This is a genomic window from Streptomyces sp. NPDC002889 (assembly GCF_042888425.1).
GTDB lineage: Bacteria > Actinomycetota > Actinomycetes > Streptomycetales > Streptomycetaceae > Streptomyces.
In genome coordinates, this window is record NZ_JBIAPT010000031.1 from 1 (window position 1) to 15,850 (window position 15,850).

The following is a 15,850-nucleotide window of genomic DNA, read 5'->3' on the forward strand; positions in this document are numbered from 1 at the left end:
CTCTCTCGGACGGAACCACGTTCGAGCACGGCGAGTGGCTGACCGAGAAGGAGAAGACCAAGCTCCTGCGCCTGGAGCAGCGCGCCGCCCGGCGCAAGCAGCACCGCAAGCCCGGCGTGCGCACCAGCCGCCGGCTGCACCGCACCTACGACCAGATCGCAGGACTGCGCGCGAAAGCCAAGCGCCGGGCCTTGGACTGGCAGCACCAGAGGACCACCACCATCGCCCGCACCTACGGCACCGTCGTGGTCGAAGCACTCACCATCACGAACATGGTCACGTCGGCCAAGGGAACCATCGAGAAGCCGGGGAAGAACGTTGCCCAGAAGGCCGGGCTGAACCGCTCCATCAGCGGGGAGGCATGGGGCCGGACGGTCACGATGCTGACGTACAAGACCGCCCAGCTCGGCGGCACCCTGGTCAAAGTCCCCGCCCCCGGCACCTCCCAGCGCTGCTCAGCGTGCGGCTTCACCACGCCCGGCAGCCGGGAAGACCAGGCCACGTTCGTGTGCAAGAACCCCGATTGCGGCTGGTTCGGCAACGCCGACCACAACGCAGCCCGGAACATCTTGCACCTGTACCGGATCGGCCTCGTGGCCATCCCGGCTGCTGGAAGAGCAGTCGCCAGGCGCGCTCGTCGCGTCAAGCCTCCCACCGCAAGGTAGGGCGGAATCTCCATCCTGAGCTTGCGAAGGGAGGAGAGCGCTTCAATGGGACCAGGCATCGGTGGCCAGGCAGGGCTCATCGCCCCCGGCACCCTGGCACAGCTGCCGGTCGTCACGGACCAGAAGGCCACATTGAGCGACGGGCTCTCAACCAGCTCATGGACCCCGGCCCCCCACCCTGACCCCGCCTCCGCCGCGCCACCGGACCTGCGCCCGCCGTGGGGGAGGGCGGTGACCGGGCCCCTGGTGCCGCCTCATAGCATTCCGACATGACAAGCGCAGTGCTGACTCCGTGGTGGCGAAACCGGCGACCCGCGCCGACCGGTGCCCTCGATGACCATGGGTCCGTAGCCCCCACCCCGATCCTCGACTGGCGTCACGCGCGCGTGCAGCACCTGCTCGCAGAAGCCCGGGCCGCCTCCGAGCCCGCACAGCGCGCGGTGCTGCAGGCCGCGCACCAGCTCATCAGCGAGAACGTCCGGCCGGTCTACGCACTCAATGACGCACAACCGGTCTCCCGGACTCTGGCGCGGGGCACAGGTTCGTGCAGCCAGCGGCTGGCCGTTCTCGAAGCGGTGGCCCGTGCGGCCGGCGTGCCCACCCGCGTGCGGGGCCTTCTGGTGGACGGCTCGTTCTGGTACGAGCGCTTCCCCCGACTTCGCCGTCTGGTACCCGACACGGTCCTCCTGGCCTGGCCGGAATTCCGCATCGAGCAGACGTGGTTGAACGTCTCCGAGCTGTACGCGCCTCTCGACGCGCTGAGCGCGGCCAACCCCCGCGGTTTCACCAACACGGGGCCTCAGACGCTCTTCGAGGCGCTCGCTTCCACCGCCGTGGACTGGGACGGCTCGACCTGCGGCGCGAACAGCTGCTCGTCCTTCGACCTGTCGGCACTGGTGCGCGAGGACCTCGGGCGCTTCTCCTCCCGGGACGACCTCTTCGCCACCCACGGCCAGACTCTGTGCCCGCCCGCAAGGATCGTCGGCGGTGCCCTGCTGGGGCGCCGTGCGGCGTCCTGATCAGCCCACCGTAGGGTGAGGATGTGACGACGAGGGCAGGGACGGGCGGCGACCGGCTGCTGTACGGGTGCATGGGGCTCGGCGGCAGTTGGGACACCGAGCCCTACGGCGCGCCGGACATCGCACAGGCCGAGGCGGCGATCGAGGCCGCGCTGGACAGCGGGATCACCACGTTCGACCACGCCGACATCTACCGTCACGGGAAGGCCGAGGCGGTCTTCGGCGAGGTGCTCGCCCGCACGCCAGGGCTGCGTGAACGCATCGTCGTGCAGACCAAGTGCGGTATCCGCCTTGCGGACGGCGAGCGGCCCGGAATCTACGACCTCCGTGGCCGGAGCATCGCCCGGCGGGTCGAGGAGAGCCTGGCCCGCCTGAGCACCGACGTCATCGATGTGCTGTTGCTGCACCGGCCGGACCCGTTGGCGGACCCCGACGACATTGCCGAGGCGCTGATGTCGCTCCACCGGCAGGGCCTTGTGCGACGGTTCGGTGTGTCGAACATGGGCGCTGTACAGATGGCCGCCCTCCAGGCACGCCTCGACGCACCCTTCGTCGCCAATCAGCTCGAGATGAGCCTGCAGCGGCGCGACTGGCTCGAAGCCGGCGTCCTCGTGAACACCACGGAGGCCGCGATGAACGGCTTTCCGTTCGGAACGGTCGAGTTCTGCCGGGAGAACGGCATTTCCCTGCAGGCGTGGGGATCACTGGCGCGGGGCCGCTTCACCGGCCGGCAGGAGACGCCGGCGGAGCATGCGACCGCCCAGCTGATCACGTCACTGGCCGAGAAGAAGGGCACGACGCCGGAGACGATTCTGCTGTGGTGGCTGCAACGGCACCCGGCCCGGGTCGCACCGGTGGTGGGCAGTGCCCGTCCTGACCGTATCCGCGCCTGCCGGGACGCCGCGCAGCAGGAACCGGACCTCACCCACGAGGAGTGGTACGAACTCTGGCTCACGGCCCGCGGCGCTCCGCTGCCCTGAGCGGAGCCGGGCGCACCGACAGCTGACGGTCATGCACCCTGCTGAGCAGAACCAGCGCCACCACAGCGCCGACCAGTGCGCAGAACATGTCCCACTGGGTGTCCCAGACGTCGCCCTGCGTGGCCAGGAACGCGTCGGCCTGCTCCCCGCCGATCACGGCGGCCAGCCACTCGAGCATTTCGAAGACCGCGCTGAAGGCCAGGCAGGCACACACGGTGAGCGGCGCCAACCAGCGGCTTCCGCGCAGCGGCGACGTACGGACCAGCAACTCCCGCACAAGGATCGCCGGGACGAAGCCCTGCATCAGATGGCCGATGCGGTCGTACGGATTTCGGGTCAGCCCCAGCCCGTCCTGAAGCCACTCGCCCAACGGCACTCTGGCGTACGTGTAATGGCCGCCCAGACACAGCACCAGCGCGTGCAGCGCCAGCAGACAGGACAGCAGGAGCGTCAGCGGAAAGCGTTGCCACACGAGGACGACGAGCGGCAGACCCACCAGCACCCAGCACGTCTCCAGCAGCCATGTCGCCCGGTCGTACGGCCGCAGCCCGGACACGAGAAGGCCGGCGCACACGAGTGCGGCGAGTGCGAGGGGCACGCCCGCCCGCATGGGCAGGACGGGCCGGGAACCTGAGGACATGGCGGACGCTCCTTCGTCGGTGGTTCGCCCTCAGCATGGCCACGGCCGTGGGCGTCCGCCTGAGTACCCCTACTCATCCGCGCCACGTCGGCCCACGAGCCACCGGCAGGGCTCCGTAGCGCGCGCCGTTCGCCGGGCGACGGGCCGTCCCGGGAGACGCGGCGCCGGACCTGGTGGGGTACCGGCCGTGCGGAGGAGAGCGATGCGCGAGACCGTGAGAAGCACGGGACACGCACGAACGGAGGGCACCGATGGGGAGCGGCGAGGGAGCACAGCGACCCCACTGTCTGGTCACGGGCGCGACAGGCTACATCGGAGGCCGTCTGGTGCCCGAACTGCTGGATGCGGGGCACCGAGTACGTTGCCTGGCCCGGACGCCGGCGAAGCTGCGTGACCACCCGTGGGCCCCACACGTGGAGGTGGTGCGCGGAGACGTGACCGATGCGGCCTCGCTCGGCGAAGCCCTGCGCGGCATCGACGTCGCCTACTACCTCGTGCACGCTCTCGGCTCCGGTTCCGGCTTCGAGACAACCGACCGGAAGGCCGCGAGGCTCTTCTCCGAGCAGGCCCGGGCCGCCGGCGTACGACGCATCGTCTACCTCGGTGGACTGACCCCGGCCGATGTCCCGGAACGCGAACTCTCCGCCCATCTGCGTTCGCGTGCCGAGGTGGGCGCCATCCTCCTCCGCTCGGGTGTACCGGCCACCGTGCTGCGCGCCGCGGTCATCATCGGCTCCGGTTCCGCGTCCTTCGAGATGCTGCGCTACCTCACCGAGAGGCTGCCGGTCATGGTCACCCCGAGCTGGGTCGCCACCCGCATCCAGCCGATCGCCGTCCGGGACGTGCTGCGCTATCTCGTGGGCAGTGCGCGGATGCCCGACGCGGTGAGCCGGACGTTCGACATCGGCGGGCCCGATGTCATCACGTACGAGGAGATGATGCGGCGATACGCCGTGGTGGCGCGGCTGCCTCACCGCCTCATCCTGCGCGTACCGATGCTCACCCCTCGGCTTTCCAGCCTCTGGATCGGCCTGGTCACTCCCGTTCCCCCGTCTATCGCCCGGCCGCTGGCCGAGTCCCTGCGCCACGAGGTCGTCTGCCGCGAGCACGACATCGCGGAGTACGTCCCCGATCCGCCGGGCGCACCGATCGGCTGCGACCAGGCCCTGACGCTGGCTCTTCAGCGTGTGCGCGACGCCCAGGTCACCACCCGCTGGTCCTCGGCCTCCCTGCCGGGCGCTCCGAGTGATCCCCTGCCCACGGATCCCGACTGGGCGGGAGGCAGCCTGTACACCGATCGGCGGGCGCTGGCCGTGGACGCCTCGCCGAAGGCGCTGTGGCAGGTCATCGAAGGCATCGGCGGCAAGAACGGCTGGTACTCCTTCCCGCTCGCCTGGGCCGTGCGGGGCTGGCTCGACCGGCTCGTCGGCGGGGTCGGACTCCGCCGTGGCCGCCGGGACGCGGCCCGGCTTCGGGTCGGTGACTCGCTGGACTTCTGGCGGGTGGAGGAGATCGAACCGGGCCGACTGCTACGGCTGCGTGCCGAGATGCGTCTCCCGGGACTCGCCTGGCTGGAGATGTCCGTGGAATCGGACGGCAACGGCCGCAGCCGGTACCGACAGCGCGCCCTGTTCCACCCCCACGGCCTCCTCGGGCATGTCTACTGGTGGAGCGTGTCACCGTTCCACGCCGTCGTGTTCGGCGGCATGGCACGCAACATCGCACGGGCCGCGCACCGTGCCGCTGCCGCACCTGGCAACCGGGGCGTGGCTCGCGGGTGAGTGGGTGCACCCGTCCGCGCGCGCTGTGTCGAAGGTGCGGACAGCGGCACTGCTTGTCCGCCGGACTGCGGCCCGATCAGCGGCGGAGCTTGAGACGCTGGAGGGCGGCCACGCCGGCCGCAGCGACAGCGATCTGAATGACCCATTCGATCCAGTCGACCCCGTCGGTGTCCGCGACGCCGAGTCCGGCCGCGATACCCGTGCCGATGAACGCGGCGACGATGCCGACGACGATGGTCCAGAGGAAGCCGATGGGCTGACGGCCGGGAAGGACGAGCCGACCCAGCACACCGATGACGATGCCGATCACGATGGCGCTGATGACGCCGGAAATTTCCATTGCTGCCCCTTCCCAGGACGTCCTGTGCTGTGCGTCTGCCCGGGTCCCACGCGGCCACACCTGGGGCGGAGCCGACGCGGGAAGCCGGGGCCGCGGACGCGGGGTGATCGCCGTCGTCGCGAAGGCATGCTGCACATCTGCGGGGCTGTGCGTCGCCGCCGGCCCCGTACCGGCATCGGTCCGGCGCTCCCCGCGACGTCAGGAACGGGCCACGGAGAAGCTGCTGCAGTTGGCCCCGTACACGTTGCCGTCCAGATGGCCCGGTGTGTCGGGGTCGTACTCAGCGTCCAGGTCGACCGTCAGGTAGTCCGGGGGCTGCTCGATCCAGTAGTCGGCGTCGAGTGTGAGCTCACCCTCCACATACGTCCCGCTCATGGCGAACGAGCCACGCGGCACGAGCGGGTTGGACGGATCGGGGAAGAAGCTGAAGACCGCCGAGACGTCTCCGTCGCCCTCGTCCTCGATGGTCAGCGACAGGCCGGTGATGCCCTGGTTGCAGACGTAGCTGCCCAGCCACCTCCCGGTGATCTCCCCGACGCCGCCGGCCTGCGTGGGCTCCGGTTCGGGTTCGCTGCTGTCGGTCTCCACCAGGGACGTCTCGGTCGGGTCGCTGGTCGGGGTGGGCACCTCCGTCGCGGAGTCCGTCGGCGACGGCTCGTACGAGGCGGTCTGTGAGGGGGTGGCCGAGGAGACCGTCGATGAGGAGGGAGACGCTCCGTCCGCGCCGTCGGAGGAGTCCGCCGACCCGAAGATCGCCCCCGCCTGCCATGCGAAGACCCCGATGAGTGCCACCGCGGCGGCGGACGCGAGGACCAGGCGTCGGCGCACGGGGCGGGAGGGGGGACGCGGGATGCCGTCCGGTGCCGGTCGCGTCATACCGGGTGCTGTCCCCGGCCCGGGCGGTGGTGTGGGCGGTATCGAAGGCGGCGGCGTCGGCGGTACGGGAGGCGGCGACGGTATCCGGCCCGGTGCCGTGCGCGTCGCAGCATCGGAGACCGCCGAGCCGGTGTCCGGGGTGTCCGGACCCGCGCCCGCCGCCTCCGCGACAGTCTGCGCGTACTCCCGTACTGTCCGGGCGATGGTCTCGGGCAGCCACGAGGCACTGGTGAACAGCAGTGTGGTCTGAGCAGCCCCCGCGGCGTCCGTCATCTCCGACAGCACCTCGCCGATCACAGGGCGGTCTTCGGGCTCCTTGGCCAGGCAGCGTGCCACCAGCGGGCGCAGCCCGGGCGGAACGGCGGCCAGGTCCGGCTCGGAGTACACGATCCTGAACATCAGGCCCTGGGCCGAGCCCGTGCCGAACGGCCCCGTGCCCGAGGCGGTGAAGGCCAGCACGGCTCCCAGCGCGAACACATCGCTGGCGGGGCCGACATGACGTCCCGTCAACTGCTCGGGTGACATGAAACCCGGGGTGCCGATCACGGCGCCGGTGCGCGTGATGGCACTCACCTCGCTCGCGATGGAGATCCCGAAGTCGATCACCCGGGGGCCGTCCGAGGCCAGCAGCACATTGGACGGCTTCAGATCCCGGTGGACCAGCCCGGCCGCATGGATCGCCTCCAGCGCCTCGGCCAGCCCGGCGGCCAGGGAGGTCACCGGTCCTTCGGGCCACGCCCCGGACCGTGCCACCGCAACATCGAGGGACAGGCCAGGGACGTAGGCCGTGGCCAGCCAGGGCGGGTCGGCGTCCGGGTCGGCGTCCACGACTCCGGCGGTGAACACCCCGTTCACCCTCCGGGCCGCCGCCACTTCGCGTGCGAAGCGCAGCCGGAACTCGTGGTCCTCCGCGAGTTCGGGCCGCACCACCTTCACGGCGACCGCACGCCCGCCGCGTGAACGGCCCAGGTACACCCGCCCCATCCCGCCCGCACCCAGCCGTGCCACCAGCCGGTACGGGCCCACCGCGTGTGGATCGCCCGCGCCCAGCGGCTTCAGCGATTCCATCGCCCCACCCCCCAAGTCCGCGTATGCGCATCGCGGATGGCTGACATGGTGCAGCAGGCAAGCGCTCACATGGGCAGTTATGCGGAAATGAGGCAGACCAGTGACGCGGCTGGTGATCAGGGCCGGCGGAGGCCCATGGCCGCGCTGGTTCACGAGGCCGTGTCGGTCGAGGGCCGTCAGCCGACGGCGAGGGCATCTGAAGGCATCCGAGCCGCAACGCAGCCTGGCCGACCACGGCTTGGCGATCTCCGCCGGCAAGATGTCCGGCGTGTGGTGCGGCCGGCCGGTCTCCCTCGAACTGGAAGACCTGGACGTCATCTGCGTCGTCCTCGGCTTCGAGATCGGCGACCATCTGATCGCCGCACCCGAGAAGGTCAGCGCCGCCACCGTCAGCGGCGTCCCCCTCCCCACCCACCCACGCGGCTCGGCGGGTTCTCGCTCGGCATGAAGCAGCGGCTCGGGATCGCCACCCTGATCAGCACACGGAGGCCCAGGCCGACCAGTGCGCAGACCTCGTCGGCGAGCACGACCCGGACGGTCATCGGGGCAAGGACATGGCGGTGGACGACATCCTCGCGGCGATCCTCGTGGTCGCCGCCGGCGACGCACTGATCGCGCCGGGTGTGACGCGCCGTCTGATCGCGGACTTCGTCGGGCGCGCCGGGGCTGTCCCGGAGCGCTCCCCACGGCCGGTCGAGGGCATCACCGAGCGGGAACGGGAAGTGCTGACCCTGGTCGGACGCGGCCGGTCGAACACCGAGATCGCGGAGGAACTCTTCATCACGGTGGCCACCGCCAAGTCGCACGTGTCACGGCTGTTCACCAAACTGGGTGCCCGGGATCGGGTCCAGCTCGTGATCACCGCCTATGAGATGGGGCTGGTCACGCCGCCTCGCTGAGCGCCTCCCTGGGCCCTGGTGAAGTAGTCGATATCGTGTCGCCCTGCTGCAATCCTCGTGGATCTCCTGGCGCAGCTCGACGTCGGTGAGTTGGTTGCAGACGAATGATGCGCGCACCGCCCGGCCCAGTTCCTCGATGGCCCCGGCCGGTCCTTCGCGATGATCCTCGCGTCCCCCAGGACGGCTTCTGCGGCCGAACATCGAGGCCTCAGTGAGCGGACGCCGGGGGCAGGCAACCGGTCTCGGGGTAGTGGCCGTTGGCGTGGGCCCACACACGGTCTTTGCTGACGGCTCCGGTGACACAGGCGGTCTCGCCGATCCAGATGCCGTAAGTGCTGCCTTCGGCCTTGTCCATCCCGGGGCCGATCAGCAGCTCTTCCACCGAGAGGTGGGCGGGAGCGGCGAGCTGTGCGAGTACGGGCCGTACCTCTGCAGGACTGATCCTGCCCCGTCGGCGCAGCTCGTCGAGGGCCCGTTGGACCTCAGTGGCCTTTTGCCCGGCTCGCTTCTCGTCCTGCGGACTCATCTCGCCGGGCTGCCGGACCCGGCTGTTGTCGGCGTAGTTCGGTGGTGCGTCGGACCGTGGCGCGTCTGAACCGGAGGGATCGGTGTCGTGCGAGCTGGATGAGTTGGTGCCATTGAGGTTGGAGAACAGGTCGTCCGTGCTCTTCCCGCAGCTTGCCAGAGTGAGGACGGCGGCTGCGGCGGCGATGGCGACGGCAGTGTGTTTCCGTGTAGGCATGATCCAATGCTCCGTGCCCGGTGCTTGGAGTTCGTGAGTACCGGTACTCATCTTCGGTCCGTCGGTGCGGTACATCATCCCGCGGTCGACCAGCCGCCAGTCCGGTGAACGCGGCCAACTCCGGGGAGACGGGCAGGTCATGACTGCCGGTGTGGGCACGGGCAGCCGCCTGCTCAGGCGTCGTCGACGGTCACAGGGGAACTTCTCGAAGACGAAAGGGTGCTGAGGGGTTGTCAGTGCAATTTCACATTACTATGTTACAGGTCACATCGTTCCCCTGCGGGGTCCGGCCAATGCCCCTTGCGTGCCCGGCAGTTCGCGATGACCGCACCGCTGACACACCCACCTCCCACCTCCCCTTTCAGGAGCCTTCGGTGTCCCAGCTCAGATCCGCGCGCACACCCCTGCTCGCCGGAGCCACCGCTGTCGCCCTTCTCGCGCCGCTCGGACAGGTCGCCAAGGCGGACGGTCCCCAGAGGACGGCCCTCGCCGCCCCCGCCACGTTCGCCGCCCGCCCCGGCCCGGCCGCACAGACCGCCCACGACGACAACCCCTTCGACGAGGTGGACCGCCTCGCCAGGGCGCCCAGGCGCACTGGCGAGCCCGCCTCCGCGCCGGGGGGCTTGGCCGAGGGTCGTGTTCCCGGCCGCCAGGGCCCCGGCAAGAGCGATCCGGCGCACAACGCCGCTCCTCGCGCCGCTGGCGTCCCGTGCACCCTCGACGGCGTCACCAGCCTCGCACCGGAGCAGCTCGTCGACTTCCTCGCCGACCCGGCCGTCACCGCCGACGGCTGTCTCAGCGGCCTCATCTGGGCCTGGGACGCCCGGCTGGTCCCGATCATGTCCGACGCCCACGTCCAGGCTGTCGGCCGCCGGATATCCGCGCTCGCCGCCCGTCACGACGGCCGAAACGGCAGTCATCTGCTGGAGATGTTCACCTATCTCCACGCCGTCGCGTACCACGACTTCTCGCACCCCGAGATAGACATCACCGACGCCCCGACCACCGAGACACTGCGGCGCGCCATCAACGACTTCGGCACGGCGGCCCGCACCTTCCAGGTCACCCGTACCAACGCCGAGACCCTGCGCGAGGCGCTCTACGCGGGCAGCGCCCCAGGTCTGCGGCACAGCCAGCTCGGGCTGATCAGGAAAGTCCTGGCCACCATGGACAGGTACCACACGGGCCAGTACGACAACGCCTCCTGGGGAGGCGCCGCCCTGGCCGCCCTCTCCGTGAACTACCTCGGCATCTATCCCGGCAATCGGGACACGGCCTTCCACACCGTGGTCGCCCAGAACGCCTCGTACCGCGCGTCCTTCAGGGCCTTCGCCGGGTACACGCACCTCAAGGGCACCGCCAACGAGTGGGCCGTGCGCGACGCGCTGAGCGAGTACGGCCGCTTCGGGCAGGTCGACGCCCTGAAGGGTCGGATCGTGCCCGACCTGGGTGCCCTGCTGCCCGTCGCGCGCAGCAACTTCGGTACCGGCAGCCGCCCTTGGGCCTCCCTCGTGTCCTGGCTGAACTTCTACCAGGCGTGCAAGCCCTACGCGGTCTGCAGGGACGACATCGAGCGCCAGATCTTCCCGTACACCTACACCTACGACAACGGGGCCATGAAGGTCCGCACCGGGCTCGACCGCGCGACCGTCGACCAGCTCTACTACGCGAGCAAACAGGTCAAGGCGCAGTTCCACCGGGTCGTCGGCGCCGAGGAGCCGCTGGCGGGCGACACCAACACGTCGCTGAACATCGTGCTGTACGGCTCCCGTGCCGACTACGACGTCTACCACCCGATCCTGACCGGGATGGACACCCGCAACGGCGGCATCTACATCGAGCGCGGCGCCACCTTCTACACCTTCCAGCGACGGGTCCCACAGGACTCCTCGCTCACGCTCGAGGAGCTCTTCCGCCATGAGTACGTGCACTATCTCAACGGCCGCTGGGCCGTGCCCGGTTACTTCGGCGAAGGGCCCTGGTACAGCGGCGACCGCACCACCGCGATGGACGAGGGGACGGCCGAGTTCTTCGACGGCGCCACCCGTGACGACGGCGTCGCGGTTCGCAAGTCCCTGATCCGCGGGATCATCAACGACACCGCGGGGGGCAAGCCTCGAATGACCGTGGACCAGCTGCTCCACGCCACCTACGCCGGGGACGGGTTCCGCTTCTACAACTACGCGGGTGCCTTCTTCGAGTTCCTGTGGACCGAACGCCCCGCCCTGATCCGTGAGATGTACGGATACCTGCGGGCGGACGACCCGGCCGGCTTCGACGCCTGGCGAGGTCGCCTCGGGGGTGACGCGGCGCTGCAGCGGGCGTACGACAGCTTCCTCGACGGACAGATCCCCAAGGTCGACGAGCTGTTCGTGCCCCGCACGACCTTCACGCCCAACGACCAGCTCAGGGAAGCCACTTCGGAGGCGGTGCGCGCCGCCCTCGCCGCCGCCGTCTCCGCCGATCCGGAGTGTGCCGACAACGGTGACCCCGGTAAGCGCCGCTTCACCTGCACCGGGAAGATCACTGCGAATCTCTCCGATGCCGGCAGCCCGGACCGCGTCTTCAAGGACATGTCCGAGACGGTCGACTACTTCATCCTGGACCGGGCCAAGGCCGCGTCCAACAATCTCGCCGACATGAACTGCTCCTTCGGGCCGGTCGAGATCTGGAGCAACCGCCTTGCGGGGACGGCGACTTATCGCTGTGAGGGACCGCTGCGCAGCTGACGGGCGGTTGCGTGGACTGCCTTCCCCCGGTCTATGGAATGTGACATATTACTGCCGTGCCCAACAGACACACCCTGGACGCCGTCATCATCGGCGCCGGCGTCGTCGGAGCCGCGTGCGCCTACTACGCCGCCCGCGCCGGACTGGCTGTCGCGGTGATCGACCGCGGCTCGGTCGCGGGCGGCACCACCGGCGCCGGGGAAGGCAATCTCCTCGTCTCCGACAAGGAGGCGGGCCCGGAGCTCGATCTCGCGCTGCTGTCCACCCGACTGTGGCGTGAACTCAACGAAACCCTTCCACCGGAGACCGAGTACGAGCCCAAGGGCGGTCTTGTCGTGGCGCACGACGAGTCCGCCCGCACCGCCCTGCGTGACTTCGTCGCGGCGCAGCGCAAGGCAGGTGTCGAAGCGCACGAGATCACGCCGGATCGGCTGCACGACCTCGAACCCCATCTGGCGCCCGGCCTCGCCGGCGGATTCCACTACCCGCAGGACGCCCAGGTCCAACCTGCCCGAGCGGCGGCCCAACTGCTGTGGGCAGCACGGGGATCGGGCGCGGTCATCGGGCTCGGCGAGGAAGTGACCGGGATCCTCACCGCATCCGACGGCCGGATCCGGGGAGTTCGCACTCCGCGCCGTGACCTGGCGTCCCCGGCCGTCGTCAACGCCACCGGCACCTGGGGCGGCGACCTGGCCCGCCTCGCGGGCACCGACCTGCCCATCCTGCCGCGCCGGGGTTTCGTCCTGGTCACCGAACCGCTGCCGCGCGTGGTGCGCCACAAGGTCTATGCCGCCGACTACATCGCCGATGTCGCCAGCGGGTCGGCAGCCCTGCAGTCCTCCGCGGTCGTCGAAGGCACCCCCTCCGGCCCCGTGCTCATCGGTGCGACGCGTGAGCGCGTCGGCTTCGACCGGAGCCTGTCCGCCGCCGCGCTGCGCAGGCTCGCCGCCCAGGCCCGGGCACTGTTCCCCGTGCTGGCGGACGTCCATGTGATGCGTACGTACCACGGCTTCAGGCCCTACCTCCCCGACCACCTTCCCGTCATCGGCCCCGACCCGCGCGTTCCCGGCCTGTTCCACGCCTGCGGCCACGAGGGCGCGGGCATCGGCCTCGCCCCGGCGACCGGACTGCTGATCGCCGCCGCGCTGCGGGGTGAGCAACCGGCCCTGGAGCTGCGGCCGTTCAGACCCGAGCGTTTCGACCAGGCAGGAGCGGCGCAGTGAGCAGAACACCGGCATCCCTGGTGCGGTCCGACCAGGGTCGTCCGTACGAGATCACCTTCGACGGCCGACCGGTCGCCGCGCTGCCCGGCCAGAGCATCGCGGCCGTCCTGTGGTTCGCGGGCATCCTCGCCTGGCGCACCACCCGCGACGGCGGCGCGCCGCGAGGCGCCTTCTGCGGCATCGGCGTCTGCTACGACTGCCTCGCCACCGTCAACGGCCGCCCCAACCAGCGTGCTTGCCTGGTCCCGGCCCGTCCGGGCGACGCGGTCACCACCCAGGAGGGCACCGGCCATGACGACCTCGCCATCTGAGCCCGAGCCGCCCGAGTTCCCCGAGTTCCCCGACCACCCCGAGCTCCCCGATCATCCGGACGGCCCCGTCCACCCGGACCACCCCGATCAGGCCGGTCACTCCGGCATCGCCGACCTCGCCGTCGTCGGCGCGGGCCCCGCCGGGCTCGCCGCCACCGTCACCGCTGCCGGCCTGGGGCTGCGGGTGGCGCTGCTCGACGCGGGGGAGCGGCCGGGCGGTCAGTTCTACCGGCACCCCGCTCCCGGCCTGCGCGCCCGGCGGCCCGAGGCCCTGCACCACAACTGGCGGGCGTTCGCCGACCGGGAGCGCAGGCTCCGCGCGCAGGAGGCTGCCGGCCGCCTCCAATACCTGCCCGCGCACCACGTCTGGACCGTTCTCCCCGAGCAGACCCTGGGCGCACGGGCGTCCGTCTGGCGGCTCCACGCCGTCGCCGGGCCCGACGAGCGCGCTGTCACCGTGCGGGCCCGTGCGGTGCTGCTCGCCACCGGGGCATTCGAGCGTCAACTCCCCTTTCCCGGCTGGACTGTGCCGGGAGTCGTCGGTGCCGGGGGTGCGCAGGCCATGCTCAAGTCCGGCCTCGTCCTGCCCGGCAGGCGGGTCGTCGTCGCGGGCAGCGGCCCCCTGCTGCTCGCCGTCGCCGGATCGCTCGCCTCCGCCGGCGCAAGGATTCCCGCGGTCGTGGAGGCCGCCGCCTACGCGGCGTACATGCGCCGGCTGCCGGTCCTCGTGCGCAATCCAGGCAAGCTCGCCGAAGGCGGCCTGCACAGCGGCGCCCTGCTCCGGCACGGTGTGCGGCTGCTCACCCGGCACGCGGTCACCGCCGTCCACGGCACCGCCCGCGTCGAGGCCGTGACTGTCGCACGGCTCGACCGCAGCTGGCGGCCTCTGCCCGGCACGGGCCGCACCATCCCGTGTGACGCGGTGGCGGTCGGGCACGGGCTGGTCCCGCAGCTGGAGCTCGCGACGGGACTCGGCTGTGCCACCCGCACGATGTCCGACCGGACCACGGCCCTGCAGCTCGACAATGAACAGCGTACGTCCGTGCCCGGTATCTGGTCGGCGGGGGAGACCGGGGGGATCGGCGGCGCCGAACTCGCCCTCGCCGAGGGTGAGCTGGCCGCCCTCGCCATCGCGTCCGCAGCACACGGCATCCGGCGTCCCGGGCGTATCGCGGCGCTCGCACGCCTCCGGGACCGGCTGCGCGCCTTCGCCGACGTGATGGGCACAGTCCATCGCCCGGGACCGGGCTGGACCGCGTGGCTCGACGACGCCACGGCCGTATGCCGTTGCGAGGAGGTGCCGGCCGGGCTGATCAGGGAGGCCGTCGGTGACCTCGGTGCGTGCGATGCCCGTACGGTCAAGCTGCTGACCCGCGCCGGAATGGGCTGGTGCCAGGGTCGGATGTGCGGGCCCGCCGTGGCCGCTCTGGCCGGTGAGGAAGCCGCAGTGGACCGGCGGCCCCTGTCCTGCCCGGTGCCGCTGAGCCACCTCGCCGAACTCGCCGACTCCGCGGACCCCGGCGAGCCGGCGCAGCCGCGCGGCCCGGCGTACTGACTGCCGACGGTGCGTCACCGTCCCTGCCCGGGCGGGCGCGTGACTCTTGTGGCCGCATCACACCGCTCAGTAAAATGTCACACCTCACACTAGGAGTCCTGATGGCCCTCGTACCACGTACGCGCCCCTGGCACGGCATCATGGTCGCCACCGCTCTGCCTCTGCGTGATGACCTCTCCGTCGACCACGACGCCTACGCCGAGCATGTCGCCTGGCTCGTCGCGAACGGCTGCGACGGCGTCGTACCCAATGGCTCCCTCGGCGAGTACCAGTCACTCACCGACGAGGAGCGGACCCAGGTCCTGCGGACAGCCGTCGACGCTGCGGGCGACGGGTCCAGGGTGATGCCCGGCGTGTCCGCCTACAGCAGCGTGCAGGCCCGCCGCTTCGCCGACCAGGCCGCCGAAGCGGGCGCCGGATCCGTACTGCTTCTGCCGCCCAACGCCTACCGCGCCGACGAGCGGGCCGTCGTCGCCCACTACGCCGAAGTCGCCCGGTGCGGCCTGCCCGTCGTCGCCTACAACAACCCGCACGACACCAGGGTCGACCTCACCCCCGCGCTGCTCGCCCGGCTGCACCACAAGGGCAGCATCGTCGCCGTCAAGGAGTTCACCGGCGATGTCCGCCGGGCCTACGAGATCGCCGAACTCGCCCCTTCCCTCGACCTGTTGATCGGCGCCGACGACGTGCTGCTCGAACTGGCCCTGGCCGGTGCGGTCGGCTGGATCGCCGGCTACCCCAACGCCCTCCCCGCCTCCTGCGCCACCCTCTACCACGCCGCGGTCACCGGGGACCTCACGACCGCACTGCCCCTGTACACATCCCTTCACCCGCTGCTGCGCTGGGACACCAGGACCGAGTTCGTCCAGGCCATCAAACTCTCCATGGAGCTGGCCGGCCGCAGGGGAGGCCCGTGCCGGCCGCCGCGCCTCCCGCTCGACGCGGAACAGGAGGCCGCCGTGCGCGCCGCCACCGAAAAGGCACTGGCCGAAGGCCACCAGTAGCAGCCTGAGGAAAGGGAC

General features: G+C 70.8%; 14 protein-coding genes and 1 pseudogene. 11 read left to right on the forward strand and 4 right to left on the reverse strand.

From position 1 onward, the window contains the following. The 3 genes from ACFYWI_RS33235 to ACFYWI_RS33245 form a co-directional block, all read left to right on the forward strand. The coding region (locus ACFYWI_RS33235; protein ID WP_389239488.1) for an RNA-guided endonuclease InsQ/TnpB family protein at positions 1-665 on the forward strand (665 nt) is incomplete at its 5' end. Between the two features lie 269 nt (positions 666-934). After that, positions 935-1,684 carry a transglutaminase domain-containing protein gene (locus tag ACFYWI_RS33240; protein WP_389239489.1) on the forward strand — a complete coding sequence of 250 codons (750 nt, stop codon included), beginning with the start codon at positions 935-937 and terminating at the stop codon, positions 1,682-1,684. Positions 1,685-1,707: 23 nt separating this feature from the next. After that, positions 1,708-2,664: an aldo/keto reductase family oxidoreductase gene (locus tag ACFYWI_RS33245; protein WP_389239490.1), complete on the forward strand. Its 957-nt coding sequence runs from the start codon at positions 1,708-1,710 to the stop codon at positions 2,662-2,664. Here ACFYWI_RS33245 and ACFYWI_RS33250 read toward each other — a convergent pair. Next, positions 2,636-3,304: a DUF2238 domain-containing protein gene (locus tag ACFYWI_RS33250; protein ID WP_389239491.1), complete on the reverse strand. Its 669-nt coding sequence runs from the start codon at positions 3,302-3,304 to the stop codon at positions 2,636-2,638. The two genes, ACFYWI_RS33245 and ACFYWI_RS33250, sit on opposite strands and share 29 nt — an antisense overlap. A gap of 251 nt (positions 3,305-3,555) precedes the next feature. Here ACFYWI_RS33250 and ACFYWI_RS33255 point away from each other — a divergent pair, with 251 nt between their 5' ends. After that, a complete protein-coding gene (locus ACFYWI_RS33255) occupies positions 3,556-5,085 on the forward strand; it encodes an SDR family oxidoreductase (RefSeq protein WP_389239492.1) in 1,530 nt (509 codons plus the stop codon). Between the two features lie 76 nt (positions 5,086-5,161). On the opposite strand, the gene ACFYWI_RS33260 is transcribed toward ACFYWI_RS33255, so the two are convergent. Both ACFYWI_RS33260 and ACFYWI_RS33265 read right to left on the reverse strand, forming a co-directional pair. Next, complete coding sequence (locus tag ACFYWI_RS33260) at positions 5,162-5,425, reverse strand: GlsB/YeaQ/YmgE family stress response membrane protein (RefSeq protein WP_389239493.1); 264 nt, start codon at positions 5,423-5,425, stop codon at positions 5,162-5,164. Between the two features lie 198 nt (positions 5,426-5,623). Continuing rightward, on the reverse strand, positions 5,624-7,369 hold the full coding sequence (locus ACFYWI_RS33265; protein WP_389239494.1) for a serine/threonine protein kinase: 1,746 nt from the start codon (positions 7,367-7,369) through the stop codon (positions 5,624-5,626). Positions 7,370-7,607: 238 nt separating this feature from the next. Between ACFYWI_RS33265 and ACFYWI_RS33270 the strand changes: the two genes are divergently transcribed. Together ACFYWI_RS33270 and ACFYWI_RS33275 are read left to right on the forward strand one after the other, a co-directional pair. Beyond that, entirely contained in the window at positions 7,608-7,817 is a 210-nt protein-coding gene (locus ACFYWI_RS33270) for a helix-turn-helix domain-containing protein (RefSeq protein ID WP_389239495.1), read from the forward strand. Positions 7,818-7,917: 100 nt separating this feature from the next. Continuing rightward, positions 7,918-8,268: pseudogene (locus tag ACFYWI_RS33275) on the forward strand (response regulator transcription factor); the annotation flags it as partial. 208 nt (positions 8,269-8,476) lie between these two features. On the opposite strand, the gene ACFYWI_RS33280 reads toward ACFYWI_RS33275, so the two are convergent. Further along, on the reverse strand, positions 8,477-9,010 hold the full coding sequence (locus tag ACFYWI_RS33280; protein ID WP_389239496.1) for a hypothetical protein: 534 nt from the start codon (positions 9,008-9,010) through the stop codon (positions 8,477-8,479). Between the two features lie 374 nt (positions 9,011-9,384). On the opposite strand from ACFYWI_RS33280, the gene ACFYWI_RS33285 reads away from it, so the two are divergent. From ACFYWI_RS33285 to ACFYWI_RS33305, 5 genes are all read left to right on the forward strand, one after another. After that, positions 9,385-11,739: a collagenase gene (locus ACFYWI_RS33285; RefSeq protein ID WP_389239497.1), complete on the forward strand. Its 2,355-nt coding sequence runs from the start codon at positions 9,385-9,387 to the stop codon at positions 11,737-11,739. A gap of 56 nt (positions 11,740-11,795) precedes the next feature. Then, positions 11,796-12,962 (forward strand): NAD(P)/FAD-dependent oxidoreductase, encoded by a 1,167-nt coding sequence (locus ACFYWI_RS33290; protein WP_389239498.1) that lies wholly within the window; start codon positions 11,796-11,798, stop codon positions 12,960-12,962. Beyond that, complete coding sequence (locus ACFYWI_RS33295; RefSeq protein WP_389239499.1) at positions 12,959-13,273, forward strand: (2Fe-2S)-binding protein; 315 nt, start codon at positions 12,959-12,961, stop codon at positions 13,271-13,273. The genes ACFYWI_RS33290 and ACFYWI_RS33295 overlap by 4 nt, the downstream gene beginning before the upstream one ends. After that, positions 13,254-14,828: an FAD-dependent oxidoreductase gene (locus ACFYWI_RS33300; protein ID WP_389239500.1), complete on the forward strand. Its 1,575-nt coding sequence runs from the start codon at positions 13,254-13,256 to the stop codon at positions 14,826-14,828. Before ACFYWI_RS33295 ends, ACFYWI_RS33300 begins: the two co-directional genes overlap by 20 nt. A gap of 101 nt (positions 14,829-14,929) precedes the next feature. Next, positions 14,930-15,832, forward strand: a complete 903-nt coding sequence (locus tag ACFYWI_RS33305; protein WP_389239501.1) for a dihydrodipicolinate synthase family protein — start codon at positions 14,930-14,932, stop codon at positions 15,830-15,832. Positions 15,833-15,850: the final 18 nt, after the last annotated feature.